We start from the raw sequence: 25754 nt of genomic DNA on the forward strand, positions 1-25754 counted from the left end.
GAATGGCCAACTTCCGACTCTTTATGTTTAAAGCTTGGCTTTTCAACTATATAAAAACACCCTTTTATGAAGAAACTTGGTTTGCTCTTAATTGTATGTTTTGCTTTTGCCGCTGTATCTGTGGCGCAGAATAACATCGTAAAAAGCCTGGAACGTAATGTGCCGGGGCAGGGTAAGGTGTCCATTCATCAGGATGCCCGTATCGGGGCTTTGATAGGCTCTGAATACATTCCTACCGGTTCGGACGATCAAAAAGTGATTAAGAGTTCGGGCTATCGCGTACAGGTATACGCCGGTAATAACACCCGTCAGGCCAAGAATGAAGCCTATTCGGTAGCTTCCAACATAAAAGAGCGTTTTCCCGACCTTCCCGTTTATACATCTTTCAATCCGCCCCGCTGGTTGTGCCGTGCAGGCGATTTCCGCAGTATTGAGGAAGCGGACGCCATGATGCGCCAATTGCGTGCGACGGGTGTTTTTAAGGAAGTGTCTATTGTGAAAGATCAGATAAACATTCCTCTGTAATTTATAACTCATCATTCATCATTTATTCCATCTTCTCATGTTAGGAAAAGAAGAAATCGTATCTCCTTCATTGGACGAACTGAAAGAACATTATCATCGTATATTGACTTTGTTGGGTGAAGACCCTGAACGTGAAGGGCTGCTGAAGACGCCGGAACGGGTGGCGAAAGCTATGCTGACACTGACTAAGGGCTACTCTATGGACCCGCACGAAGTACTCCGCTCCGCCAAGTTCAAGGAAGATTATAACCAAATGGTGATTGTGAAAGACATTGATTTCTTTTCTCTCTGTGAGCACCATATGTTGCCTTTCTACGGTAAAGCTCACGTGGCTTATATTCCCAACGGCTACATCACAGGCCTGAGCAAGATTGCCCGTGTGGTAGATATTTTCTCTCACCGCCTGCAAGTGCAGGAACGTATGACGCTGCAAATAAAGGAGTGTATTCAGGAAACGCTGAATCCTTTGGGCGTAATGGTTGTGGTAGAGGCTAAGCACATGTGTATGCAGATGCGCGGTGTGGAAAAACAGAATTCAATAACCACTACTTCCGACTTTACGGGAGCTTTCAATCAGGCTAAGACGCGTGAGGAATTTATGAATCTTATCCGTCACAATTCTTAATGTCAGGGGAGCACCACCCGGTCTCCCAAACGTTTTGCCATGATACTTTGCACTTCGCGCATTTCGCAGTAGCGCTTCATGATAGCGTTGCATTTCTCCTCGTCATTGGCTACGGCAGGGTCTTGCAGGGCAGACATCATGTGCTTTAACTCTTCGCTGACGATGGCATATTTAAAGTTAATCATCAGTGCCGGAACCAGTTCATAAAGACGTTCTTCATCGGTTACTATCTTTTGGCTTTTTGAGTGGTACTTGCTTAACTGATAGCGGTTGCTGATAAGTTCTGCGCTCAGTTTGCTGATGGTTGTTTCCGGATGTGCCAGAAAATAACGCTCGGCTGTGAATCCGGCATCATGTATATGTGTGGCGGCTTCGGTCAAGATTTGACGGTGCAGCGGGTTATGAAATGACAGCTCGTCTTGCTTCAAATCGTTAATAACGTATTCAATCACACTTACAGGCACTTCCTGCCCTTCTTCATTGGTTGCGTTGCACATTATCTTTTCGCCGTAGCGCACAATCATCTGAAGAATCAACCGTTCGTATTTATAGAACTCCTGTCCTTCTTTTCCCTCCTGGGGAATGAAAGAGACATAATTATCTTCCGGCGGGATAGGGGAACCGGCATATTCAGCAGCCATATCAGGCGGCAATGATGTTCCGTCGGCGGTTGTAAGGGGGGCATCTCCTTCGGTGTAGGGAACTTGTGCGGCTGTTGCTTCCGTATTGTTCCTTGCCGCGGCTCTGCGCTCGCGTTCCGTTTGTTCGGCACGCTTCTCGGCCTGCATTTCACGTCGTTTGGCAACTTCCGAAACCAGTAGCTTGTCCTCTACGCGCAGCAGTTGGGCGCACTCTTTGATATAGACATCGCGCACAATCGCTTCGGGAATGACCGAGATGCTTTGTACAAGATTACCTATTAATTCGGCACGTTTGATAGGGTCTTTACCCGCGTCCTCCAGCAACAAATTGGTTTTGAACCGGATAAAGTCCGTTTCGTGCTCTTGTATGAATTGCCGGAACTCGGTCGAATTATGTTTGCGGGCAAAAGAGTCCGGGTCGTCTCCGTCGGGCAGGAGGCACACCTTAATATTCATGCCTTCTTCCAGCAGCATGTCGATACCTCGTATAGAAGCCTTGATGCCGGCTGCATCACCGTCGTAAAGCACCGTCATGTTATTGGTGAAGCGGTGAATCAGGCGGATTTGCCCCGGTGTCAGGGCGGTGCCCGAAGAAGCCACTACGTTCTCTATGCCGGATTGGTGCATGGAGATAACATCGGTATAGCCTTCCACCAAAAAACACCGGTCTTGCTTTACAATCGCCTGTTTGGCAAAGTAGATGCCATACAACTCATTACTCTTATGGTAAATTTCCGATTCGGGTGAGTTGACGTACTTTACTTTCACCCCTTTAGTGGCGCTGGCAAGCACACGGCCACCAAATGCCACCACCTTACCCGACAGCGTATGCACGGGGAAGATGACACGTCCCCAAAAACGGTCGCGCAGTCTGTGGTCGTCCGTTTCATAACAAAGTCCGGTCTTGATGAGGAAGTCTTTCTTATATCCTTTCTTTATAGCCTCCTGTGCCATGGCATCGTGGCTCTCGGTACAATAGCCCAACTGGAATTTCTCGATAATGTCATCACGGAATCCGCGGTTGCGAAAATAAGCCATACCGATGCTGCGTCCGTCCACATGGTTGCGCAGAATATTCTGGAAATAGTCGCGGGCAAACTGGTTGACGATGAAAAGGCTTTCGCGTTCGCTCTGAGCGAGCTTTTCTTCGTTGGACAGTTCCCGCTCCTTGATTTCGATGCCGTATTTCTTGGCGAGGTATTTCAGCGCTTCGGGATAAGACATCTGTTCATGTTCCATGATGAAATGTACGGCATTGCCCCCTTTGCCGCAGGCGAAACATTTGCACAGTCCTTTGGCGGGAGACACGTAGAATGACGGCGTCTTATCATCGTGAAACGGGCATAGTCCCACATAGTTCACTCCGCGTTTCCGCAGCGTGACGAAGTCCGATACGACATCGTATATTTGTGCCGCGTCCAGAATTCTGTCTATGGTGGGTTGGTCTATCATAATTCGAGTACAAAGTTACATATAAAATCAGCCCCTGCAAAAAAAAGTTTTGCAGGGGCGGGAAAAGGGGAATTAAATCATCATTTAATCTTCTCTCTGATTTTAGTCAGGTATTTCTTCATCCCTTCCGCATCCTTATTGTTGATGATTTCCAACAGCTGCTTCAGTTCCAGGCGTATATTCTCTACTTGTCCGGGCGTACGGGGATTAAACAGAATTTCCTGGAGTAGATAATCGTCCTCGCTCAACAGGCCTTTGGCAATGGCCATATGCTTTTTGAACGTAGTACCCGGGGCTTCCTGATGCTTCATGACCGCTGCAAACACAAAAGTTGAAACGAAAGGAATGGACAAGGAATAGGCTACCGTTTCATCATGCTCGTCGAAAGTGTACTCAAAGATATTGAGCTTCATGGTCTGGTACAGGTCTTTGAAGAAGATTTTTCCCAAGTGGTCGCCTTCGCTGATGATGATGGCATTTTCCGTATTCAGGTTACTCAGGCTGGCAAAGGTCGGTCCGAACATGGGATGCGTCGACACGTAACGGAAACCGCTTTCTTCATAGAATTTTTTCAGTCCCGTCTTTACCGAAGCGATATCGCTGATGATACAGTCTTTGGGCAGTACAGGCAACACCTGGCGGAAAGCCTCCAGAGTATATTTTACCGTGGCGGCGTTGATTACCAGCTCCGGTTCAAACTCCTTGATTTCTTCCAGCGTAGTGAAACGGTAGGTGTTATAGACAAAGCGCAATTGATGCGGGTTGACGTCAAACACGGCCGTCTCGTGTTGAAAACTTAAAATATCCGTAAAGAAAGAGCCCATTTTCCCGGCTCCGAGTATTAATATTCGCATATACTTGATGTTATAGTGACAATGTTATATAGTTATCTTGTCACTTATTAATAATTTCCATTTGCTGGCGCACGCTTTCCTCGTGTATCGCCTCAAACACTTTCTTGATAAATTCCGAATCCATGCCGCACAGTGCGCCTTGCGAGCCGCGTTTTTCAAGAATCTCGTTATAACGTCCCGTTTGCAGGATGGTCATATCATGTTCTTTCTTGTATGTGCCGATTTCACGGGCTACGCGCATCCTTTTGGCTAATTCCTGAATGAGGTTGTTGTCGCACTCGTCAATCTGCTTGCGCAATTCGCTGAGGTTTTCGGTGCTTTGCGTGTCCTTGCGGATAACAAGCAGGTTAAGGATATAATCCAATACATCCGGCGTAACCTGCTGGGCGGCGTCGCTCCACGCGCAATCCGGGTTGCAGTGGCTTTCGATAATCAAACCGTTGAAGCCTAAGTCCATTGCCTGCTGGCAAAGCGGAGCAACCAGTTCGCGCTTTCCGCCGATATGGCTCGGGTCGCAAATGATAGGCAGGTTTGGAATGCGGCGGCGCAGTTCGATAGGGATATGCCATTGCGGCAGGTTGCGGTAGAGCTTTTTGTCGTAGCTGCTGAAACCGCGGTGGATGGCTCCAAGACGTTTCAGACCGGCATTGTTGATACGCTCCAAGGCGCCAATCCATAATTCCAAGTCCGGATTAACGGGGTTCTTTACCAATACCGGAATATCCACGCCTTTCAGGGCATCTGCTATTTCTTGTACGGCAAAAGGATTGGCGGTAGTGCGGGCGCCTACCCAAAGTATGTCTATTCCGGCTTTCAGGCACTCATATACATGTTTGGCTGTGGCTACTTCGGTGGAAACATACATGCCCGTTTCCTTTTTTACCTCTTTAAGCCAGGACAAACCTTCTACGCCGACACCCTCGAAACCGCCCGGTTTGGTACGGGGTTTCCAGATGCCCGCGCGGAATATCTTCATTCCTTTCGCAGACAATTGCCTGGCGGTATCCATAACTTGTTCTTCTGTCTCTGCGCTGCATGGACCGGCGATAACCAGAGGACGTTTTTCCTCGATACCCGGCAACAAGATTGATTCTAATTCAAGTTCCATATTCTTTATTTGTTTAATTATATTCAGTTGTATAAATATTTCCAAGCCGTTATCCCGCTTCCGTATCAAATTATCTCATTGCTTTGATACGTTTCAACGCTTCCGCCAGTTTGTCGTCCTTGCAGCAAAGCGAGATACGGATGTATCTTTTTCCATTGCTGCCGAAGATAAATCCCGGAGTGATGAATACGCGCGCTTCATGCAATACCCGCTCGGTCAGTTCCTCTACATCGGCGCAACTGTCGGGTATCTTTCCCCAAAGGAACATGCCTACCTGACTTTCATCGTAAGTACATCCCAGTTCACGCATTATTTCCCCTGCCAGCCGGCGGCGTCCGCGATAGTTCTTATTGTTGCCCTCGTACCATTCTTCACCGGCTTCCAGGGCAGTGGCGGCTGCCAGCTGCATGGCGCGGAACATACCGCTGTCTATGTTGCTCTTCACTTTCAGTATCCATTGTACGAAGTCGGCATTGGAGGCGAGCATACCGATGCGCCAGCCCGGCATATTGTGGCTCTTGCTCATGGAGTTGAACTCGATGCAGCATTCCTTCGCTCCCGGAATGCCGAGAATGCTGATAGGACGTTCGTTCAGGATAAAGCTGTACGGGTTGTCGTTGACGATGACGATGTCCTTACGGCGTGCGAAGTCCACCAGCTTTTGGTAAAGCTCCGGCGTGGCGTTCGCTCCTGTCGGCATATTGGGATAGTTGGTCCACATCAGTTTGACACGACTCATATCCATTTTCTCCAGCTCATCGAAGTCGGGCATCCAGTCGTTTTCTTCTTTCAGGTTGTAGTTCACGACCTCGGCGCCCAATATCTTGCTCAATGAAGTATAGGTGGGATAGCCGGGGTTGGGAACCAATACCTGCTCACCGGGATTGACGAAAGCCAGCGTGACGTGCAGAATACCTTCTTTGGAACCGATGAGCGGCTGTATTTCCGTGTTCGGGTTCAGCTCCACGCCGTACCATTTCTTATACCATCCGGCAAAACCGCGGCGCAATTCGGGAATACCTACGTAGGGTTGATAGCCATGTCCGTCAGGATTGCGCGCCGCATCGCAAAGCGTTTGTATGGTGTCTTCCGAGGGGGGCATATCGGGACTGCCGATACCCAGGCTGATTACATCCTTGCCTTCGGCATTCATTTGCGCCACCTCTTTCAGTTTTTTAGAGAAGTAGTATTCGCTTACGCTTGCCAGTCGGTCGGCGGGCTTTATTTTAGATATTTGATTTTCCATCTTCGTATTCTCCTAATATTTTAAGTTCTTTGGTCAGCGGGGTGATAGCCACGATAGATTGTTTATACTTCAGTACATTGTCGAAAACCACGTCTACGTAGAATTGATATTCCCATTCGCGCCCGATGATGGGCAGTGATTGTATTTTTGTCAGGTTGATGCGGTAGAAAGACAGGATGGACAATACCTGTGAGAGGCTTCCCTCGGTATGCGGCAACGTGAATACCATGCTTGCCTTGTTGACCTCCTTGTTGCGGTGACGGCTCAGTTCATCCACCTGCCACGGGTCTGCCACAACCAGAAAACGGGTGAAGTTGTGCTTGTTTGTCTCGATGCCTTCCTGCAACACTTTCATGCCGTAACGTTCGGCGGCGGCTTTGGAACAGATGGCGGCGTGTCCTTTCAGGTTCTCTCTCTTGATAATCTCCGCACTGAGGGCGGTATCTTCGCCTTCCACGACTTTAATGCCGGGGTGCTGTCCGAGGAACTCGCGGCACTGCATCAGAGCGATGGGGTGGGAGTTTACTTCCGTGATGTCATCCCAATCCTCTTCGGGCAGGCAAACGAAGCTGTGCGAGATGCGTAGCTTATATTCGCCCACAATCTGTGCGCCGCTTTGGCGGAGCAGCTCATTGTTGTGCAGCAAGCTGCCTGCAATCGTATTTTCTATTGCCAGCATACCTATGGTCTGACTGTCTTTCTTGACAGCTGCAAATACATCCTCGAAGGTAGCGCAGCAGATAAGCTGTATTTCTTCTCCTTCGAAGTACTTGTGTGCGGCAATGTCATGATACGAACCTAATGTTCCTTGAATGGCTATTTTTTTCATTCCTGACTGTTTTTTCTTAGTTTATGCTACAAAAAATCCCGCTTCCATACAATGGAGCGGGATTCTATATATTACTTAGTTCTCTATTCAGTTCTTAAGCATCACTGTCACTTGATACATACAAACTCCCGCTCTACTTTCCGGCTAAAGTAAAAGTAAAAAAAGAAGTAATATGCATAAGTAAATGATTTCATCATTGCTGTTCTCTTGTTTTGAATTACGCGACAAAAGTAATACTTTTCTTTTATACGCAAATAAAAAACAATGTTTTTTTTGATATTTGTATCAATTTATAGATAATCTTTTACAATCCCAATACATTTGTCGTATTGTTGCCCGGCTGATTGCCATATTGTCCGGTGAATCCTTGTATGTCTTTCGGGTTCAGTTCCAGTCCGCGCTTCATGTCTTCCACAGAGCCTTCCTTGTCACCGTTCAGCAGCTTGGCACGCCCGCGTTCGTGGTAGGCCTGGGCGAAGTTAGGGTTCAGCTCAATGGCTTCATCAAACAGGGCGATAGCTTCGGTCAGCTTCTTCTGGACGATGTACAGTTGTCCCAAGTAGAGGAACGCCTGCTCGTTGAACGGATTCAACTCGGTTATATGAAGATAGTCGGCTTCCGCTTCGGCCTCGGCGCCGGTTGCTTCTTTTATCTTTCCGCGAAGCAATATGGCGCTTTCGTCGTCCGGGTCTTGGGCGAGTACGGCATCGATGTCTTCCATGGCTTCTTTGTATTGCCGCATCTTCGTCAGAGCTTCGGCGCGCAGCAGGCGGGCTTCGGTGAAGTCGTCTTTCAACACGATGGCTTTTGTGAGATGGGCGATGCACATAATGCCGTCGTTCTGTCCGTTGTCGGCTTTGCCCAACAGATAATGCGCCATGGCACTGCCTTCTTCAATGGCGATGGCTTTTTGGGCGGCTTCCGCCATGGCGGCGTAGTCCTCTTGCATGTAGCAGACGTTGGCAAGGGTGAGGAAGGTGGAGGTATGCTCCGGTTCTATTTGGGTCATCTTCTCCAAAAGTTTGCGGGCTTCGTCCGGTTCGTTGGACTGGATATATACTTGCGCCAAATAGCCCATTGTTTCGAAATCCTCTTGCAGCGCAAGGGCTTCGGTAAAGCATTTAATGGCATAGTCGGCGCGTCCCATGCGTTGGGCACGCATACCGTCGTACTTGAATATCTCGAAGTTCTTCTGCTTATTTTTTTGTTTTTCCTCTTCCGGATTGCTCGCTTTGCCGGAGAAAAAAGATTTAAAGAATCCCATGGTTATGATATTGTTTTAGTTATGTTTTAATAGGTTGATAGGAGCAGTGCGTGTATGCACCGTGCAAAAGTAATGATTTATTTTTTGATTTGCAGTATTCCGTTGACGGCAATAATTTTTCCTTCGTCCAATAATCGGTGTAATGCCTCGGTCAAAAGCTCTTTGTCCGTCGGAAGTTGTTCGAGCAGACCGGCGGGAGTTTGCGGGGCGGAAGAGAGTATCTCTTGTATTTTTCCGGCAAGCTCTTTGGAGGTCGGCCTGTCGGTTGCAGGTTTGTTGCGCAGACTGATGCAAGTGTCGCACTGCCCGCAATTATGTTCGTTTTGCTCTCCGAAGTAATCCAGCAGCATACGGCTGCGGCATACGGTGTCGTTGGTTACGTAGTCCAGTATGGAATTGATGCGTGCTTCATAACGGGCTTTCCGTTCTTCATAGATTTCCGGAGAAAGGTGGATGCGTTGCGCTTCCACACGCTCGCGCGTGTATATTATATAAGGTGTCTTTTTGTGTGGGATGTAATTTACGATATGCAGTTTGGCAAGGTGAACCAGCAACTCGTAGATTTGCCGGCGGGTAAGTCCCGTGCGCACGGCGAGCGAATCTTCGTTGATATAGGTGTAGTCTGTAAATACCCCTGTATAGGAACGGAGTACGGCTTGAATGAGTTTGTCCATGTCTTCACCCATTTCGCGCAGCCTGTAAAGTTCGTCCCTGCGTATGGTAAAGAGGATGCGTGAGGTGTTATCCTGTTCTCCGGTATATTCCAGATAGCCTGCCTGGGTCAGGATTTTCAGTGCGCTGTCCACCGGGACGGGGAAGTGCTTGAACTTACGGCAGAAATCCTCGATGTTGAATTCCCGTACGCATTCCAGTCCGTCTCCCATTGCCATCTGGTAGTAGTATTGAAGATGCTCGTACACATCTTTGATATAGTCTTTCTCCGGAAAAGTGTCGGGTATGCGCTTGTGCAGCGTGGTTTTGTCCGATTTGGCGTACAGGATGACGGCATAGGCTTTTTGCCCGTCGCGACCGGCTCTCCCGGCTTCCTGAAAATAGGCCTCTATGGAGTCGGGCAAATCCATGTGGATAACGATGCGCACATCCGGCTTGTCTATGCCCATTCCAAAGGCGTTGGTGGCTACCATGACGCGACTTTCACCGGATTGCCAGCGGTGCTGTCGGATGTCTTTGGAAGCATCGTCCAGTCCGGCATGGTAGAAATCGGCTGTGATGTCTTCATTATTCAGCAGTTCGGTGATTTCTTTGGTACGGCGGCGGTTGCGTACATACACAATGGCGCTGCCGGGCATACTGCGCAATATATGCAGCAGTTCTGCCGTTTTGTTCTCCGTTTTACGGACGATATAGGCAAGGTTGTTCCGCTCGAAACTCATGCGGAATACATTTTCCCGGCGGAAATGCAAGCGGGTTTGGATGTCCTTCACGACTTCCGGAGTTGCGGTAGCTGTCAAGGCCAGAACCGGAGCGTCCGGCAGCAGCTCACGTATTTCCGCAATTTTCAGGTAGGCGGGACGGAAGTCGTACCCCCATTGCGAAATGCAATGGCTTTCGTCCACCGTAATCATGCTGACCTTCATTTTCCGCAGTTTGATACGGAAGATTTCCGTATCCAGCCGTTCAGGGGAGATGTAGAGGAACTTATAGTTGCCGAAGATGCAGTTCTCGAGGGTTGTGATAATGTCCTGCCGGTTCATGCCGGAGTAGATGGCAAGCGCTTTGATGCCCCGCTTCCTTAAATTCTGCACTTGGTCTTTCATCAGGGCTATCAGGGGGGTAATAACCAGACATAATCCGTCTTTGGCAAGTGCCGGAACTTGGAAAGTGATGGACTTGCCGCCACCCGTAGGCATCAGTCCCAATGTGTCTTTGTTCTCACTGATACTGTTGATAATATCTTCCTGGATTCCCCGGAAGCGGTCGTATCCCCAATACTGTTTTAAAAGTCGGGAGTTGAGAGTTGAAAATTGAGGGTTATCGGGCTGGGCGGACATGGCGTTGGGAGTTGAAAGTGAAAAGTTGAAAGTTGAGAGTCAGGAGTTGAAAACCAAACTGCACAGCCCAACTTTCAACTCTCAACTCTTGACTTTCAACTAAACTAATTCGGTTTTATGTCTTCGATTTGCAATTGCACTTCTCCCCGTTTGTGGGTGTTTTCTTCAATGGTGTAGCAAATGTCAAACGAACGTTTGGTCTTGATGTAGCGAACGTGGGAACTTTGTCCGAAAGCGATGCCGTTCATTACATTGTTCGATTTGTTATCCACTAATTCCAGTTTGATATGTTCCTGGTCGCGTCCTACGACTTTACTGGTTCCGTAGTCGTACACGTTATGGGTACAGAAGACAGGTTTGGTGTTGTCGGGACCAAACGGGTTGAACTTTTTTAAATCGTTGCAGAATTTGGGCGTAATATCCCGGAAGTCGATTTCTGCATTGATGTCGATTACGGCGCTGGTTTGTTCCGGCAGGATATGCTGTGAAACGAATTCTTCAAAACGTTTGGTGAAGGCGGGAACGTTTTCCACCTTCATGGACAGTCCGGCGGCATAGGTATGACCGCCGAAATTCTCCAGCAAATCCCTGCAATATTCGATGGCTTTGTATACATCAAAACCGGAAACGGAGCGTGCCGAACCGGTTGCCATATCGTCCGTACGTGTCAGTACTACGGCCGGACGATAATATACTTCCGTCAGGCGGGAAGCCACAATGCCGATTACCCCTTTGTGCCAGTCTTCGTTGTACAACACGATAGAACGGCGGTCGGCCAGTCCTTCCAGTTCGGCAACGATTTGATTGGCCTCTTCGGTCATTGTCTTGTCGAGGTCCTTACGGGTTTCGTTATATTGGTTGATTTGCCCGGCCTTTTCCAAAGCGAGCGAGAAATCCTTTTCCGTCAGCAGGTCTACCGCTTCCTTACCGTTCTGAATACGTCCCGATGCGTTGATGCGCGGGCCTATCTTGAATACTATATCGCTGACGGTAATTTCTTTTTCCGACAGTCCGCACACGTCGATGATGGCTTTCAGTCCTACGCTCGGATTGCTGTTGAGCTGTTTCAGACCGTGATAGGCAAGTATGCGGTTCTCTCCCATAATCGGTACGATGTCCGAAGCGATGCTGACCGCAACCAAGTCCAACAGGGGAATCAAGTGATGAAACTCGATACCGTTACTGATGGCAAACGCCTGCATGAATTTAAAACCTACCCCGCAACCCGAAAGGTGTTCGTAGGGATAAGTATTGTCTTCGCGCTTGGCGTTCAATATGGCTACGGCAGGGGGCAATACCTCATCGGGCACGTGGTGGTCGCAGATGATGAAGTCGATACCTTTCTCTTTGGCGTATGCGATTTCGTCTACGGCCTTGATGCCGCAATCCAATACGATAATCAGTCCCACACCGGTTTCGGCGGCGTAGTCCACACCTTTGGTTGAAACTCCATACCCTTCGTTGTAGCGGTCGGGTATGTAATAGTCTATGTTCGAGTAGAACTGTTGAATAAACTTGTAGACCAAAGCCACGGCGGTGGTTCCGTCCACATCATAATCTCCATAAATCAGAATGCGCTCTTTCTTTCCCATTGCCTTGTTCAGGCGCTCTACGGCCACGTCCATATCTTTCATGAGGAACGGGTCGTACAAATCCGGTAGTTGCGGGCGGAAAAACTTTTTGGCGGCAGCTGCCGTTGTTATTCCCCGCTCCACCAGCAATTCCCCAAGTACAGGGCTAATCCCTAATTCTTGGGCCAGTCGTTGGCTTGCTTCTGCCTGATCGGATGTAATGGGTAAATAATTCCATTTGTGAGTCATTTTATATATTATTTTTTCTTTTTCTATCGCAAAGTGCCGGAGAACAAAAAGGATTTTTCACCGTCCGCTTGATATATGCTATTTCTCCAACAAGCTGTAAAGGTATGAAAAACTCTTGAAACCGATGTGAATTCTATAGAAAATATTCTTAACGATGCGTATTCTCTCCTAAAATCCTCTTATTTTTGTAAGGTCTAAATAAGTAGAAGACTTTTATTCATTAAAAACAGGCTGAAATTATGCTTACTTTCATTTCTTGCGCTAAGACTATGGCGTCGCGTTGCTCTTTAAAGGTACCCGAAGTAACCGTTCCGCATTTTGAAACGGAAGCTGTTGCGAATGCGTTGGAAATGTCGCAGATACCTGCCGCAGAGTTGGAAAAACTCTTGAGGGTGAATGCCAGGATCGCTGCGGAAAACAGGGTTCGTTTTCACGATTTCTGCTCGGAAGACAATCACCCTATGCCGGCAATCGGCGCATATACAGGGGCTGTTTTTAAACGTATTCTGCCAAAGGAATTTACGGCTGATGATTTCCGTTATGCGCAAAATCATCTCCGTATCACTTCTTTTCTCTATGGGTTGCTCCGCCCGCTGGATGGAATCAAGCCTTATCGTCTGGAGGGTGATGTACGACTGCCCGAAAAAGGCGGGCTTTCCATGTTCAATTATTGGAAACCGCTGCTGACAGATTATTTTATGGAAGAAATCAAAAGCCGGGGTGGTGTACTGATTAATCTGGCAAGCGGTGAGATGAAAGATTTGTTCGATTGGAAGCGGGTGGAAGAAGAAGTACGGGTTGTTACCCCTGATTTTCAGGTTTGGAAGGGCGGGCAGCTGAAAACGGTTGTTATTTATGCGAAGATGTGCCGGGGCGAGATGGTGCGTTACATCATTAAGAACCGTATTGAACGTCCTGAAGATTTGAGAGGCTTTTCGTGGGAAGGCTTCGCCTTCGATGAGAAACGCAGTACGGATAGTCACTTGCTGTTTACGTTGGGATAAGCCCGGACAATTACCGATACTATAAACAGATGCGATGAAGTAGGTGGGTTTTGCCGTTATACAGTAAAAAATGAGAGTATATCGGTATACGGCTTAGCTATCCCTGACTGTATGCAGAGATACTCTAAGCCGTATACCGGGACAGGCTCTTTATTTTTTACGTAAATCCCGTCCTTCGTATTTACAGATTGCTTCAATCCATTCTTCTGTCAGCGGTTTGGACTCGTGTTTGCTGAGGTCGTACGTTACCATGACAGAGGTACAGATGCATTTCACTTCCTGCGTTTCAGTATCTATGACGCGTTGGGCGAGATGAAAACTTTTTGTTCCGATTTTTGTTACGGCGGTTTGTACGGCAATGTGGTCGGAACCATAAATCTGCGCAAGAAAATCGGCTTCTATATGGACGACGACGATGCCGTCTTTTTGCCAGTCGACATGCGGACATACGGAAGCAAAATATTCTGTCTTACCCAAATCATAAAAAGAGAAGTAGACGGTGTTGTTGACGTGACCGAATTTGTCGACGTCGTTGAAGCGCAGTTGTATAGGTAGGGTGTGGTTAAATTTAATCTCTTCCATTGTTTTCTCTTAAACTTTGTTTGTAATCGGGGCGAATTTACTACTTTTGCGTGTTAATCACAGTATTTATATATCAAGAAATGATAGAAGACATTAAAAAAGCCTGCCAGGTAATGCGGGAAGGCGGGGTAATTCTGTATCCCACCGATACCGTTTGGGGTATTGGTTGTGACGCTACCAACGAAGATGCGGTGCGCCGTGTATATGAAATAAAGCAGCGTCAGGACAGCAAGGCGATGCTGGTGTTGGTAGATTCTTCCGTAAAGGTGGATTTCTATGTTCGGGATGTCCCGGAAGTGGCATGGGACTTGATAGATTTGGCAGACAAACCGTTGACTATTATTTATTCGGGCGCACGTAATCTGGCGGCAAATTTGCTGGCGGAGGACGGCAGCGTAGGTATCAGGGTGACGAATGAAGAGTTCTCCAAACGTCTTTGCCAGCAGTTCCGCAAGGCGATTGTTTCTACCTCCGCCAATATCAGCGGGCAACCCTCACCGAAGAATTTCAGTGAAATAAGTGAAGAGGTTAAGTCGGCCGTAGATTATATTGTAGGTTATCGGCAAGAAGAGATGAGTAATCCGAAGCCGTCCAGCATTATTAAACTGGGTAAAGGCGGGGTGATTAAAATAATCCGTGAATAAGGAAGATGGCTGGAGAAGAAAGAGGTTGGTTACAACGCTTTATCATTTGGCGTGAGAAGAATGTTAAGGAGAAACGGTTTATTCTGGTTCTTAGCTTTCTGGTCGGTATCTTTACGGCATTTGCCGCATTGATATTGAAAATGCTGATACACTGGATACAGAACTTTCTTACGGAGAACTTCGATACGACAGAGGCTAATTACCAGTATTTGATATATCCGGTGGTGGGAATCTTTTTGGCAGGGCTGTTTGTACGCTATGTCGTAAAGGATGATATCAGTCATGGGGTTACGAAAATTCTATATGCCATATCCCGCAGGCAGGGACGTATCAAACGGCATAATACGTGGTCGTCCATTATCGCCAGTTCCATAACAATCGGGTTCGGTGGTTCGGTCGGAGCAGAGGCGCCGATTGTGCTTACAGGCTCGGCCATCGGCTCTAATCTGGGAAGTCTGTTCAAGATGGAGCACCGCACGCTTATGTTACTGGTGGGATGTGGCGCCGCCGGTGCTGTGGCGGGTATTTTCAAAGCTCCGATTGCGGGGCTTGTGTTTACGTTGGAGGTGCTGATGATAGACTTGACCATGTCCTCGCTGCTTCCATTGCTGATTTCGGCAGTGACGGCGGCGACCGTTTCTTATATCGTGACGGGTACGGAAGCCATGTTTAAGTTTCATCTTGACCAAGCCTTTGAACTGGAGCGTATTCCCTATGTGATTATGCTGGGTATTTTCTGCGGACTGGTTTCTCTTTATTTTACCCGTGCCATGAATTCGGTGGAGGGTATGTTCGGTAAACTGAAAGTTCCTTATAAGAAACTGCTGGTGGGCGGTTCCATGTTGAGTATTCTGATATTCCTTTTCCCGCCGCTTTACGGTGAGGGTTATGATACGATAGAATTGCTGCTTAACGGTACAAGCAAAATAGAGTGGGATACGGTAATGAATAACTCTTTCTTCTACGGTCATAGCCAGTTGCTGCTGTTGTACCTGATGCTGATAATCCTGTTTAAGGTTTTCGCTTCGAGCGCAACGAATGGCGGTGGCGGGTGCGGCGGTATTTTTGCGCCTTCTCTTTATTTGGGATGTATTGCCGGATTCGTATTCTCCCACTTCAGCAATGAGTTTGAGACCACCGCTTTTCTGCCCGAAAAGAATTTTGCCCTGATGGGGATGGCGGGAGTGATGAGCGGTGTCATGCACGCGCCGCTGACGGGCGTATTCCTGATTGCCGAGTTGACGGGAGGGTACGACTTGTTCCTGCCGCTGATGATAGTTTCGGTCAGCTCTTATTTGACGATTATCGTTTTTGAGCCGCATAGCATTTACTCCATGCGTTTGGCAAAGAAGGGAGAACTGCTGACGCATCATAAGGATAAGGCGGTGCTGACGTTGATGAAAGTGGAAAATGTGGTAGAGAAAGATTTTATCGCAGTGCATCCGGAGATGGAACTTGCCGAATTGGTGAAGGCTATCTCCGCTTCTCACCGCAATATATTTCCGGTAACGGATAATGAGGGTAAACTAATCGGTATTGTCTTGCTGGACGATATACGCAATATCATGTTCCGCCAGGAACTGTATCATCGTTTTACGGTGGGTAAATTGATGACTTCCGCTCCGGCGCGTCTTTATAATACGGACAGCATGGAGCAGGTGATGCGTACTTTCGACGATACGAAAGCATGGAATCTGCCGGTAGTGGATGAAGAGGGCAAGTACCTCGGTTTCGTTTCCAAATCGAAGATATTCAACTCGTACCGTCAGGTATTGGTACATTTCTCGGAAGATTAAAAGAGATGATTATGAAGAAAGAAGATTTACGGATTGTATATATGGGTACTCCCGAATTTGCGGTGGAACCCTTACGTTGCCTCGTGGAAGGCGGATATAATGTAGTAGGAGTGATTACTATGCCCGATAAGCCGGCAGGGCGAGGGCATAAGGTGCAATTCTCTCCGGTGAAACAATATGCGCTGGAGCATGGCTTACCGCTTCTCCAGCCTGAAAAGTTGAAAGACGAAACGTTTGTCGGGGCTTTGCGCGCTTGGAACGCCGATTTACAGATTGTAGTCGCTTTCAGGATGTTGCCGGAAGTGGTGTGGAATATGCCGCGTTTGGGAACTTTCAATCTGCATGCTTCGTTGCTGCCGCAATACCGTGGCGCCGCTCCTATCAACTGGGCGGTTATCAACGGTGACACGGAAACGGGTATTACTACTTTCTTCTTGAAACATGAAATAGATACGGGAGAGGTTATCCAACAAGTCCGTGTCCCGATTGCAGACACGGATAATGTCGGTATTGTTCATGACAAGCTGATGATGCTTGGCGGCCGTTTGGTAACGGAAACGGTGGACGCTATTCTTGCCGATGCGGTAAGACCCGTTCCACAGGAAGAAATGGTTGTAGCGGGCGAACTGCGTCCGGCTCCCAAGATATTCAAAGATACTTGCCGTATCGATTGGAGCCAGCCGGTAAAGCGCATTTATGATTTTATCCGCGGTCTGTCTCCCTATCCCGCCGCATGGACGGAACTGGTACAGCCGGACGGAACGGTAGTGGTTCTGAAAATATTTGAAACGGAGAAAGTGGAACGCCCGCACTCATTCGCCCCCGGAACTTTGCAGACCGACGGTAAGACGTATATTCGTATAGCGGCCGCAGACGGGTGGATTGGTGTGAACGCATTGCAGCTTCCGGGTAAGAAACGGCTGAAAACGGATGAACTGTTACGGGGATTTAAATTGACAGAAGAATACAAGGTGCGCTGACTGTTAATCTGAAATCTTTTCTGTATATTTGTTTGTTGTAATTCATGTAACCTAATAGAATGTAACTGATATGAAACCTATAATATCCCCTTCCATACTGTCTGCCGATTTTGCGTATTTGGCAAATGATATTGAAATGATTAACGGCAGTGAAGCCGACTGGGTGCACATCGATATAATGGACGGCGTGTTTGTTCCCAACATCTCTTTCGGCTTTCCTGTGCTGAAATATGTGGCGAAGCTTACGGAAAAGCCTTTGGACGTGCATTTGATGATAGTGCAACCGGAAAAGTTTATTCCTGAAGTAAAGGCTTTGGGGGCGCGTATAATGAACGTGCACTATGAGGAGTGTCCGCATCTGCATCGGGTAGTGCAGCAAATCCGTGAAGCGGGAATGTTGCCTGCGGTTACTATCAACCCGGCTACTCCTGTGGCTATGTTGAGGGACATCATAGATGATGTTTATATGGTATTGATAATGGGGGTAAATCCGGGATTCGGCGGTCAGAAATTTATTGAGCATACCGTTGATAAGGTGCGCGAGTTGCGTGAATTGATAACGGTGACCGGTTCGGAGGCTCTGATAGAGGTTGACGGTGGTGTGAATTTAGAGACAGGCGCCCGTTTGGTGGAGGCAGGCGCTAATGCTTTGGTAGCCGGTAACGCCGTCTTTTCGGCTCCTGATCCGGCGGAAGCCATCCGCGCTTTGAAGAATCTGTAATATTTATTGATAACAGACAACTTACAACGGCATCCTTTCCTGCGACTGTTGATGCCGTTGGTCGGTGGAATAGTATATGGGGATAAATATCCTTATATACTGCCTGCCAGTCTATGGATAGCTGTAATCCTGCTGTTGATAGGCGCATATATTCTCAGCCGTAAGTATTATGCCCTTTGCAAGCTATATGGAGTTGTCGTATTTTGGGCTTGTTTCGTATTGGGCGGGGCTTTGGTAAGTTTACAGTTAAAGCAGGCTGACCATGCATTTCCGAATACGGAAAAATCTTCCGCTTATCAGGTTGTTCTTACGGCAAAGCCGGAAATCAAGAAAAACAGTATTCTGTTTCATGCCGTTTTGAGAGGAGAAGTGTTGAAGGACAAGCTCTTATATGACTTTTCAGAAAAGACTTTCCTATTTTATTTCCCTAAAGATTCTGCGGCATATTCTTTGAAAAGAGGGGACAGGCTGTTGGTTTATGCCCGTTTGTCTCCACCGGTGAATAATGGAAATCCGGATGAATTCGATTATGCCCGTTATCTTCTCAGAAAGGGAATCTGCGGAACCGCTTATGTACATGCCGGACATTGGCGCAGGATTGGTTGTGACGGTTCCTCTACTTTTCGTCAGCAGGCTTCGGACTGCCGTGATAAGATGGTTGCCGGGTATCGGAATATGGGTTTCCAAGGGGATGAGCTGGCGATACTTTCTGCGCTTACGGTAGGCTGCAAGGAAGAGCTGAGCGAGCATGTAATCGAGACATATTCGGTGGCCGGAGCCAGCCATGTACTGGCGCTTTCCGGATTGCATATCGGTTTCATTTCGGCTTTATTATTGTTTGTTTTATCGCCTTTGTGGAACAGGTGGCGGTTTTTGAAACCTTTTCTGCTGCTGTCGGTAATCTTGTCTTTATGGGGATTTGCTTTTCTTACCGGATTGTCCTCTTCTGTGGTACGCGCTGTTATCATGTGCTCGTTTTGGCTGCTTTCCGCTCTATTCCCCGCTTGCCAAAGGCTGACGCTGAATACGTTGGGAGCTACGGCTTTCTTGATGTTATTGTTCAATCCCGTATGGTTGTTTGATATTGGTTTTCAACTGTCTTTTGCGGCTGTTACGGCGATTTTGCTCCTGCAACCCGGGCTATACGGCTTGTTGCCGGTTAAAAATACGGCGCTGCGAAAAGTTTGGGCCTTAATAACCGTTTCCATAGCCGCGCAAATAGGGACGGCGCCTCTGGTCATGCTTTATTTCTCACGTTTTTCCACGCATTTTCTCTTGACAAACTTATGGGTGATTCCGCTGGTATCGTTGATTGTGTATGCGGCTGTTGTATTGCTTGCCTTAACTCCTTTTCCCGGCTTGCAACATTTCTTTGCAGAGATGACAGAGATGTTGATTCGACTGCAAAATACGGTGCTCCGTTGGATTGAGCAACTTCCTTTGGCCTCTATCGACCATATCCGGATGGATATCCGGGAGGTCTTTCTGTTCTATTTCTCTTTGTTGTTATTGTGCCGTGCCGTAACAAGGCGTACGGCAACGAATGTTTATATCGCTTTGTCCGCTCTGCTGCTTTGCGTTTCCTATCATTCGTATTCGTTTATGGCGGATGCTTCCCGTCGCAGTCTTGTCTTCTATAATGTCCGGGGGTGTCCTGCGGTACATTGTTTGACCGATAACTCTTATTCATGGCTGGTTTGTACCGACAGCCTGTCCGATATTACCCGTTTGGAACGTGCGCTTACTCCCCATTGGAACCGTTTGCGTCTGAAATCTCCTGCCGTAATAACGGGAGATTATTCTGCGCCGGATATTTCTGTCCGGAATCAAATCGTGTTTTATGCAGGAAAACGTATTTGCCTGCTGTGCGATAACCGTTGGCGGAATAGAGTTGCCGATATTCCCATCTCTATTGACTATTTATATGTTTCTCAGGGATATAAAGGCGGTATAAAAGAGCTGGTTTCTTTATTTGAAGTGGGTACGGTAGTGATAGACTCATCCGTTTCCGATTATTATCAGGAGAGGATTATCAATGATTGTATTCGACTGGGAATTTCTTATCTTTCCCTTTCTGAAAAAGGTTCTGTGCGCATATCATTATAAATCATAAACTTTTTCGTACTTTTGCCCTTTCATTTGTTGGGGATAAACGGAATTCCCTGTTTATTCAGAACGTAAATCGTAAAAACTATATGTTGACTAAAGTAATAGAGCAATCTAAGATAGACCACTTTGCCAAGTGGATGGAACGTGCGGATAAAATTGTTATTGTTGCTCATGTGGCTCCCGATGGGGATGCAATAGGTTCTTCCTTAGGATTATGGCATTTTCTCAATACGCAAGACAAGGACGCGACTGTTATCGTTCCGAATGCTTTTCCGGATTTTTTGCGGTGGATGCCCGGCAGTAAGGACATACTTTTGTATGACCGCTATAAAGAGTTCGCCGATAAACTGATAGCGGAGGCAGATGTGATATGTTGCCTTGATTTCAACGCCATCAGCCGTATCGATGCAATGGCGGATGCCGTATCTGCTTCTCCTGCACGGAAAATACTGGTAGACCATCATCTGAACCCGGAAGATTTTTGCAGAATCATAATTTCCCACCCCGAGATATCTTCTACTTCGGAGCTTGTTTTTCGTCTGATCTGCCGCATGGGATATTTCAGTGACATCACAAAGGAAGGAGCGGAATGTATCTATACAGGTATGATGACCGATACAGGTGGCTTTACGTATAATTCCAATAATCGTGAAATATACTTTATCATCAGCGAGTTGCTCTCAAAAGGCATTGACAAGGACGATATTTACCGGAAAGTGTATAACACCTATTCCGAGAGCCGTTTGCGCCTTATGGGGCATGTGCTGTCGCAGATGAGAGTCTATCCGGAACATCATGCCGCTTTGATTACGCTGACCAAGAAAGAACAAAGCAATTTCAACTATATCCGCGGCGATAGCGAGGGTTTTGTAAACATACCGTTGAGTATCAAAAATGTAGTGTTCTCCTGTTTCCTGCGTGAGGATACGGAAAAGCCGATGATAAAGGTCTCCTTGCGTTCGGTAGGAAGTTTTCCTTGCAACCGGCTCGCTGCTGAGTTTTTTAACGGCGGCGGACACTTAAATGCTTCCGGCGGAGAATTTTACGGAACGTTGGAAGAAGCTGAAAAAGTGCTGGAGCTGGCGTTGGAAAAGTTTAAGCCGCTGCTTAATGCCAAAGGATAAAAAAAGTTTGGCTGTAAAGGTTAAAAGATACGAACTTTCCACTTGCAGCTTTTAACTTTCAAGGAAATCAGATATTTTTGTACGAAATTACTAAATAACAGAAATGAAGAAACTTACTTTATTCTTTTTGTCTTTATTGGCACTCAGTTTGGGCTTTCAAGCCTGCGATGATAGCAAGACCTATGCAGAGATGCTGGAAGAGGAAAAAGACGGTATAAATGACTTTATCAAAAAGAATGACTTTAAGATAATCTCACAATCGGAGTTTTATGCACAGGACTCTACGACAAAGTCTAAGGAAAAAGGAGACGGCGTGGATGAGTTTGTGCAGCTTGCCAGTGGAGTATATATGCAGATTGTAGATAAAGGCTCCGAGAACGAGGCTGATACGGTGAAGAATAATGATGAGATACTGGTACGTTTTATGGAGTACAGTATCCTTGATAAAGATACCGCGTTATCTAATTTGAGCGCTGTGGAAACTGTGGACGCATTCCGTTATACGGTGACCTCGTCTTCCATAGCGGGAACTTTCTTGCAGGGATACATGATGACCTACTATTCTTCGCCGGCTGTTCCGGCAGGATGGCTTGTCCCGTTGACTTATGTGCGTGATATGGCTCACGTAAGACTGATTATTCCTTCCAAGATGGGACATCAGACGGCTATGCAATACGTATATCCTTATTATTACGATATCCGGAAATATCAAATCTGGAAATAACTAACCAATATTTAAATTATTAACCTATGACTCTAATCAAATCTATCTCTGGAATCCGCGGAACGATCGGCGGTGGTGTAGGCGAGGGGTTGAATCCGCTCGACATCGTGAAGTTTACTTCGGCATACGCTACCCTTATCCGCAAAACGTGTACTGTAAAAAGTAACAAGATTGTAGTAGGCCGTGATGCGCGCATCTCGGGCGAAATGGTAAAGAATGTGGTAGTAGGTACCCTTATGGGTATGGGCTGGGACGTAGTGGACATTGATTTGGCTTCTACCCCGACCACTGAGTTGGCTGTAACCATGGAAGGCGCCAGCGGCGGTATTATCCTGACCGCCTCTCACAATCCCAAACAGTGGAATGCTTTGAAGCTTCTGAATGAAAAAGGAGAATTCCTGAATAAAGAAGAAGGAAACGAGGTACTTCGTATCGCTGAGGCCGAAGCTTTCGATTTTGCGGAAGTGGATAAACTCGGCTCTTACCGTAAAGACCTGACTTATAATCAAAAACATATTGATAGCGTACTTGCGCTTGATTTAGTGGATGTGGAAGCCATTAAGAAAGCCGGTTTCCGTGTAGCCATTGATTGTGTAAACTCTGTGGGCGGTATCATCCTTCCGCAACTGTTGGAGCAACTTGGAGTACAGCATGTGGAAAAACTCTATTGCGAACCTACCGGTAACTTCCAGCATAACCCTGAACCTCTGGAAAAGAATCTGGGTGACATCATGAACCTGATGAAAGGCGGTAAGGCCGATGTCGCTTTTGTGGTGGACCCGGATGTAGACCGTTTGGCTATGATTTGTGAAGACGGCAAAATGTATGGTGAAGAATACACGCTGGTTACCGTAGCCGATTATGTATTGAAGCATACTCCGGGCAATACGGTTTCTAACTTGAGTTCTACCCGTGCATTGCGTGATGTAACCCGTAAATACGACCAACAATATTACGCTTCCGCCGTAGGTGAAGTGAACGTAACTACCAAGATGAAAGAGGTAGGCGCTGTTATCGGTGGCGAAGGCAATGGTGGAGTCATTTATCCCGCCAGCCACTACGGACGCGATGCCTTGGTGGGTATTGCCCTGTTCCTTAGCCATCTGGCACACGAGGGTAAGAAAGTAAGCGAACTGCGTGCCACTTATCCGGCTTATTTCATGGCTAAGAACCGTGTAGACTTAACTCCGGATACGGATGTCGATGCCATCCTTGCCAAAGTAAAGGAAATCTATAAAAACGAAGAAATCAATGATATCGACGGTGTAAAGATTGACTTCCCCGACAAATGGGTACATTTACGCAAGAGTAACACAGAACCGATTATTCGTGTTTATAGCGAAGCGGCTACGCCGGAAGCAGCCGAAGAAATCGGTCGGCAGATTATGAAAGTAATCGAGGACTTGGCGAAATAAGATAAGGAAGCTAATAAGAAAGAGGGTGTGTCGAAACTCTCATAAATAGAAAATCACCCTCGCTACGACTATCTGTGGCGAGGGTGATTTTCTATTTATGAGGGGAGTTTTGACACACCCTTTTAAATAAGTGTTGAAATTTAATTTATATCAGTAACGATGATATAGCGTAACCTAAGGCTGAAAGCCTTTTTATCTTATAGCCCGGGGTAACACCCCGGGAGTACGGATATGAATGACATTGCGCCCTGTAAGGGCAAAAGATTTACATATTCGTCTTTTGCCCTTACAGGGCGCAGAATACCGGGAACATTTATTCCCGGGGTGTTACCCCGGGCTTATAGATAAGAGCCTTTCAGGCTGAAAGCTAAAAATCCTTCAAGTTTAAAGCTAAAATCCTTTAGGCTTAAAACTAAAATCCTTTCAGGCTTAGATTATTTTTGCTATAAATTAAATTTCAACACTTACTTATTATATCAGCTTTACTCGTTCTATCTCCTGCTCGAAATTGGGCGTGAATATCCCTTTTCCTATATTCTCTTTGATTTCCTCTATACTCCAGAAACGTCCGCCATCCAACTCGTCGCTAGGATGTATCTCGCCGTCGTATACGGTTTTGTGTACAAACACGAGCTCTTTCTCGTGTGCGGATTCAAAAACATAATTGGTGATGGCTTCCGGTGTGAAGTCGGTTATCCCTAACTCCTCGCGTACTTCCCGTTTCAAGGCCATTTCCACACTTTCGCCCAAATCAACGTGTCCGCCTACCGACGTATCCCACTTACCGGGTTGTATATCTTTCCATTCGGGACGTTTCTGCAGATATAATTCTCCTTTGGAGTTGAATACATGCAGATGAATTACGGGGTGCAGAAGCTTGCTTCCGTTGTGGCATTCGCCGCGGGTGGCTGCACCTATAATGTTCCCTTGTTCATCGACAAGGGGAAACATTTCCTGATTGTTGTCGCTGTTCATTTTATTCAGAGCTTTTTATGGGTGTTATCAATAAAAATGTCGTGCCGGATATCCTTTAAAGAATATCAAGGTATCAGCAGCGACGAATCGCCGTAACTCAAGAACCGGAAATCATGGGCAAGGGCATAGTCGTAAATCTTCCGCCAATCTCCATGTAGAAATGCCGAGACAAGCAGTAATAGTGTGCTTTGCGGTTGGTGGAAGTTGGTCACCATGGCCTTTACGATTCTGTACTCGTATCCCGGAGCAATGATGATTTGCGTGCTGGTATGCAACGTTTCCATGTGATGCCGGTCAAGATAGGCTATGATTGCTCGCAAGGCGTCTACGGCAGGGGTGGCAGCCGTTTCGGGAGTCATCTCATAGGGTTGCCATTGCTTTACATGCAAATCCTCTTCTGTGGCGTCGGGATTGTTCAGAAGAGTAACACCTATGTGATAGAGACTTTCCAGCGTACGTACGGAAGTTGTTCCTACCGCAATGGCTTTTCCTTCGTGCGCTACGAGCTTCTCCAGCGTACTGCGATTGACGGATATGTATTCCGTGTGCATTTCGTGCCCTTCTATCTCTTCGCTTTTGACGGGCTTGAAAGTCCCGGCTCCTACGTGCAGCGTCAGTTCTTCCGGTTCCACTCCTTTCCCGCGCAAAGCGTCCAAAACCCGTGGAGTAAAGTGCAGTCCGGCGGTTGGAGCGGCTACCGAGCCTTTTATTTTGGAATAAACGGTCTGGTAGGTTTCCTTATCACTTTCCTGTGTCTCCCTGTTCAGATAAGGCGGGATAGGTAACTCTCCGAACACCTCGAGAATATCGGCGAATGTTACTTCCGGATTGTTCCAACGGAAATCCACCCAATGACTGGTACCATGGCACGCTCCCCGTTCGGCAGTCAAGGTAAGCGGTTTTCCTTTCACAACCATTTCCCGTTTTAACGTACCTTCTTTCCACTTTTTCAGATTTCCTATCATGCAGAGCCATGCGGCGTGTTCCGTCTGCTGAAAATTAAGAGCGTAGTCGTTGGGTCGGATAGGTTCGAGGCAGAACACTTCGATAAGCGCTCCCGTCTCTTTATGGAAGTGCAGACGCGCCTGGATAACCTTGGTGTTATTAAAAATCATCAGGCTGTTGGCCGGAAGGTAGTCGGGCAGGGAGGTGAATACGTCTTCGGAAACCTCACCGTGGCGATACAGCAATAACTTGGATTGGTCGCGTACAGGCAATGGAAACTTGGCGATGCGCTCATCAGGCAAGGGGTAATTGAATTCGCTGATTCTAATATGTCTGGGATCTTCTTTCATATCTTTGTT

At 47.2% G+C, this 25754-nt stretch carries 22 protein-coding genes; 11 read left to right on the forward strand and 11 right to left on the reverse strand.

The window, feature by feature from the left end; all coding sequences use genetic code 11:
• The first annotated feature begins 66 nt into the window (after nucleotides 1-66).
• Together I2F54_RS03115 and folE are read left to right on the forward strand one after the other, a co-directional pair.
• A complete protein-coding gene (locus tag I2F54_RS03115; RefSeq protein WP_022219796.1) occupies nucleotides 67-525 on the forward strand; it encodes an SPOR domain-containing protein in 459 nt (152 codons plus the stop codon).
• A gap of 37 nt (nucleotides 526-562) precedes the next feature.
• Nucleotides 563-1150: a GTP cyclohydrolase I FolE gene (gene folE / locus I2F54_RS03120; RefSeq protein ID WP_004288383.1), complete on the forward strand. Its 588-nt coding sequence runs from the start codon at nucleotides 563-565 to the stop codon at nucleotides 1148-1150.
• A gap of 2 nt (nucleotides 1151-1152) precedes the next feature.
• Here folE and dnaG read toward each other — a convergent pair whose 3' ends face one another.
• From dnaG to recJ, 8 genes are all read right to left on the reverse strand, one after another.
• Nucleotides 1153-3243: a DNA primase gene (gene dnaG / locus I2F54_RS03125; RefSeq protein WP_195500499.1), complete on the reverse strand. Its 2091-nt coding sequence runs from the start codon at nucleotides 3241-3243 to the stop codon at nucleotides 1153-1155.
• An 80-nt stretch (nucleotides 3244-3323) separates the two neighbouring features.
• The gene (locus I2F54_RS03130; protein WP_009122729.1) at nucleotides 3324-4097 is read right to left on the reverse strand and encodes a prephenate dehydrogenase; all 774 of its coding nucleotides are present in this window, start codon (nucleotides 4095-4097) and stop codon (nucleotides 3324-3326) included.
• 40 nt (nucleotides 4098-4137) lie between these two features.
• Nucleotides 4138-5205: a bifunctional 3-deoxy-7-phosphoheptulonate synthase/chorismate mutase type II gene (locus tag I2F54_RS03135; protein WP_039951025.1), complete on the reverse strand. Its 1068-nt coding sequence runs from the start codon at nucleotides 5203-5205 to the stop codon at nucleotides 4138-4140.
• A gap of 70 nt (nucleotides 5206-5275) precedes the next feature.
• Nucleotides 5276-6451 carry a pyridoxal phosphate-dependent aminotransferase gene (locus tag I2F54_RS03140; RefSeq protein WP_195500500.1) on the reverse strand — a complete coding sequence of 392 codons (1176 nt, stop codon included), beginning with the start codon at nucleotides 6449-6451 and terminating at the stop codon, nucleotides 5276-5278.
• Complete coding sequence (locus tag I2F54_RS03145; protein WP_009122726.1) at nucleotides 6432-7280, reverse strand: prephenate dehydratase; 849 nt, start codon at nucleotides 7278-7280, stop codon at nucleotides 6432-6434. Before I2F54_RS03145 ends, I2F54_RS03140 begins: the two co-directional genes overlap by 20 nt.
• 304 nt (nucleotides 7281-7584) lie before the next feature.
• Nucleotides 7585-8544, reverse strand: a complete 960-nt coding sequence (locus I2F54_RS03150; protein WP_009122725.1) for a tetratricopeptide repeat protein — start codon at nucleotides 8542-8544, stop codon at nucleotides 7585-7587.
• A 77-nt stretch (nucleotides 8545-8621) separates the two neighbouring features.
• A complete protein-coding gene (locus I2F54_RS03155) occupies nucleotides 8622-10556 on the reverse strand; it encodes a RecQ family ATP-dependent DNA helicase (RefSeq protein ID WP_118045896.1) in 1935 nt (644 codons plus the stop codon).
• Nucleotides 10557-10660: 104 nt separating this feature from the next.
• Complete coding sequence (recJ, locus tag I2F54_RS03160) at nucleotides 10661-12376, reverse strand: single-stranded-DNA-specific exonuclease RecJ (protein ID WP_195500501.1); 1716 nt, start codon at nucleotides 12374-12376, stop codon at nucleotides 10661-10663.
• 239 nt (nucleotides 12377-12615) lie between these two features.
• Here recJ and yaaA point away from each other — a divergent pair, with 239 nt between their 5' ends.
• Nucleotides 12616-13380: a peroxide stress protein YaaA gene (gene yaaA, locus I2F54_RS03165; RefSeq protein WP_009122722.1), complete on the forward strand. Its 765-nt coding sequence runs from the start codon at nucleotides 12616-12618 to the stop codon at nucleotides 13378-13380.
• A 150-nt stretch (nucleotides 13381-13530) separates the two neighbouring features.
• Here the strand turns inward: yaaA and I2F54_RS03170 are convergent, their stop codons facing one another.
• A complete protein-coding gene (locus I2F54_RS03170) occupies nucleotides 13531-13962 on the reverse strand; it encodes an acyl-CoA thioesterase (RefSeq protein ID WP_009122721.1) in 432 nt (143 codons plus the stop codon).
• Between the two features lie 80 nt (nucleotides 13963-14042).
• Here I2F54_RS03170 and I2F54_RS03175 point away from each other — a divergent pair, with 80 nt between their 5' ends.
• The 8 genes from I2F54_RS03175 to glmM all read left to right on the forward strand — a co-directional run bounded on the left by I2F54_RS03175 (nucleotide 14043) and on the right by glmM (nucleotide 23475).
• Entirely contained in the window at nucleotides 14043-14606 is a 564-nt protein-coding gene (locus I2F54_RS03175; protein ID WP_087412917.1) for an L-threonylcarbamoyladenylate synthase, read from the forward strand.
• A gap of 5 nt (nucleotides 14607-14611) precedes the next feature.
• Nucleotides 14612-16402 (forward strand): chloride channel protein, encoded by a 1791-nt coding sequence (locus I2F54_RS03180; protein WP_009122719.1) that lies wholly within the window; start codon nucleotides 14612-14614, stop codon nucleotides 16400-16402.
• A gap of 5 nt (nucleotides 16403-16407) precedes the next feature.
• Nucleotides 16408-17382, forward strand: coding sequence for a methionyl-tRNA formyltransferase (gene fmt / locus I2F54_RS03185; protein WP_195500502.1), 975 nt, complete (start codon nucleotides 16408-16410; stop codon nucleotides 17380-17382).
• A gap of 70 nt (nucleotides 17383-17452) precedes the next feature.
• Nucleotides 17453-18103 (forward strand): ribulose-phosphate 3-epimerase, encoded by a 651-nt coding sequence (rpe, locus tag I2F54_RS03190; RefSeq protein WP_195500503.1) that lies wholly within the window; start codon nucleotides 17453-17455, stop codon nucleotides 18101-18103.
• 51 nt (nucleotides 18104-18154) lie between these two features.
• Nucleotides 18155-20209 carry a ComEC/Rec2 family competence protein gene (locus tag I2F54_RS03195; protein WP_195500575.1) on the forward strand — a complete coding sequence of 685 codons (2055 nt, stop codon included), beginning with the start codon at nucleotides 18155-18157 and terminating at the stop codon, nucleotides 20207-20209.
• A gap of 89 nt (nucleotides 20210-20298) precedes the next feature.
• Complete coding sequence (locus I2F54_RS03200) at nucleotides 20299-21336, forward strand: DHH family phosphoesterase (RefSeq protein WP_118466588.1); 1038 nt, start codon at nucleotides 20299-20301, stop codon at nucleotides 21334-21336.
• Nucleotides 21337-21439: 103 nt separating this feature from the next.
• Nucleotides 21440-22060, forward strand: coding sequence for a DUF4827 domain-containing protein (locus I2F54_RS03205; protein ID WP_009122714.1), 621 nt, complete (start codon nucleotides 21440-21442; stop codon nucleotides 22058-22060).
• Between the two features lie 26 nt (nucleotides 22061-22086).
• Nucleotides 22087-23475 carry a phosphoglucosamine mutase gene (gene glmM, locus I2F54_RS03210; RefSeq protein WP_009122713.1) on the forward strand — a complete coding sequence of 463 codons (1389 nt, stop codon included), beginning with the start codon at nucleotides 22087-22089 and terminating at the stop codon, nucleotides 23473-23475.
• Between the two features lie 471 nt (nucleotides 23476-23946).
• On the opposite strand, the gene I2F54_RS03215 is transcribed toward glmM, so the two are convergent.
• Nucleotides 23947-24450, reverse strand: coding sequence for an NUDIX hydrolase (locus I2F54_RS03215; protein WP_195500504.1), 504 nt, complete (start codon nucleotides 24448-24450; stop codon nucleotides 23947-23949).
• A 65-nt stretch (nucleotides 24451-24515) separates the two neighbouring features.
• Complete coding sequence (locus tag I2F54_RS03220; RefSeq protein WP_195500505.1) at nucleotides 24516-25745, reverse strand: S-adenosylmethionine:tRNA ribosyltransferase-isomerase; 1230 nt, start codon at nucleotides 25743-25745, stop codon at nucleotides 24516-24518.
• Nucleotides 25746-25754: the final 9 nt, after the last annotated feature.

This window comes from Bacteroides clarus (genome assembly GCF_015555825.1).
GTDB classification, from domain to species: domain Bacteria; phylum Bacteroidota; class Bacteroidia; order Bacteroidales; family Bacteroidaceae; genus Bacteroides; species Bacteroides clarus.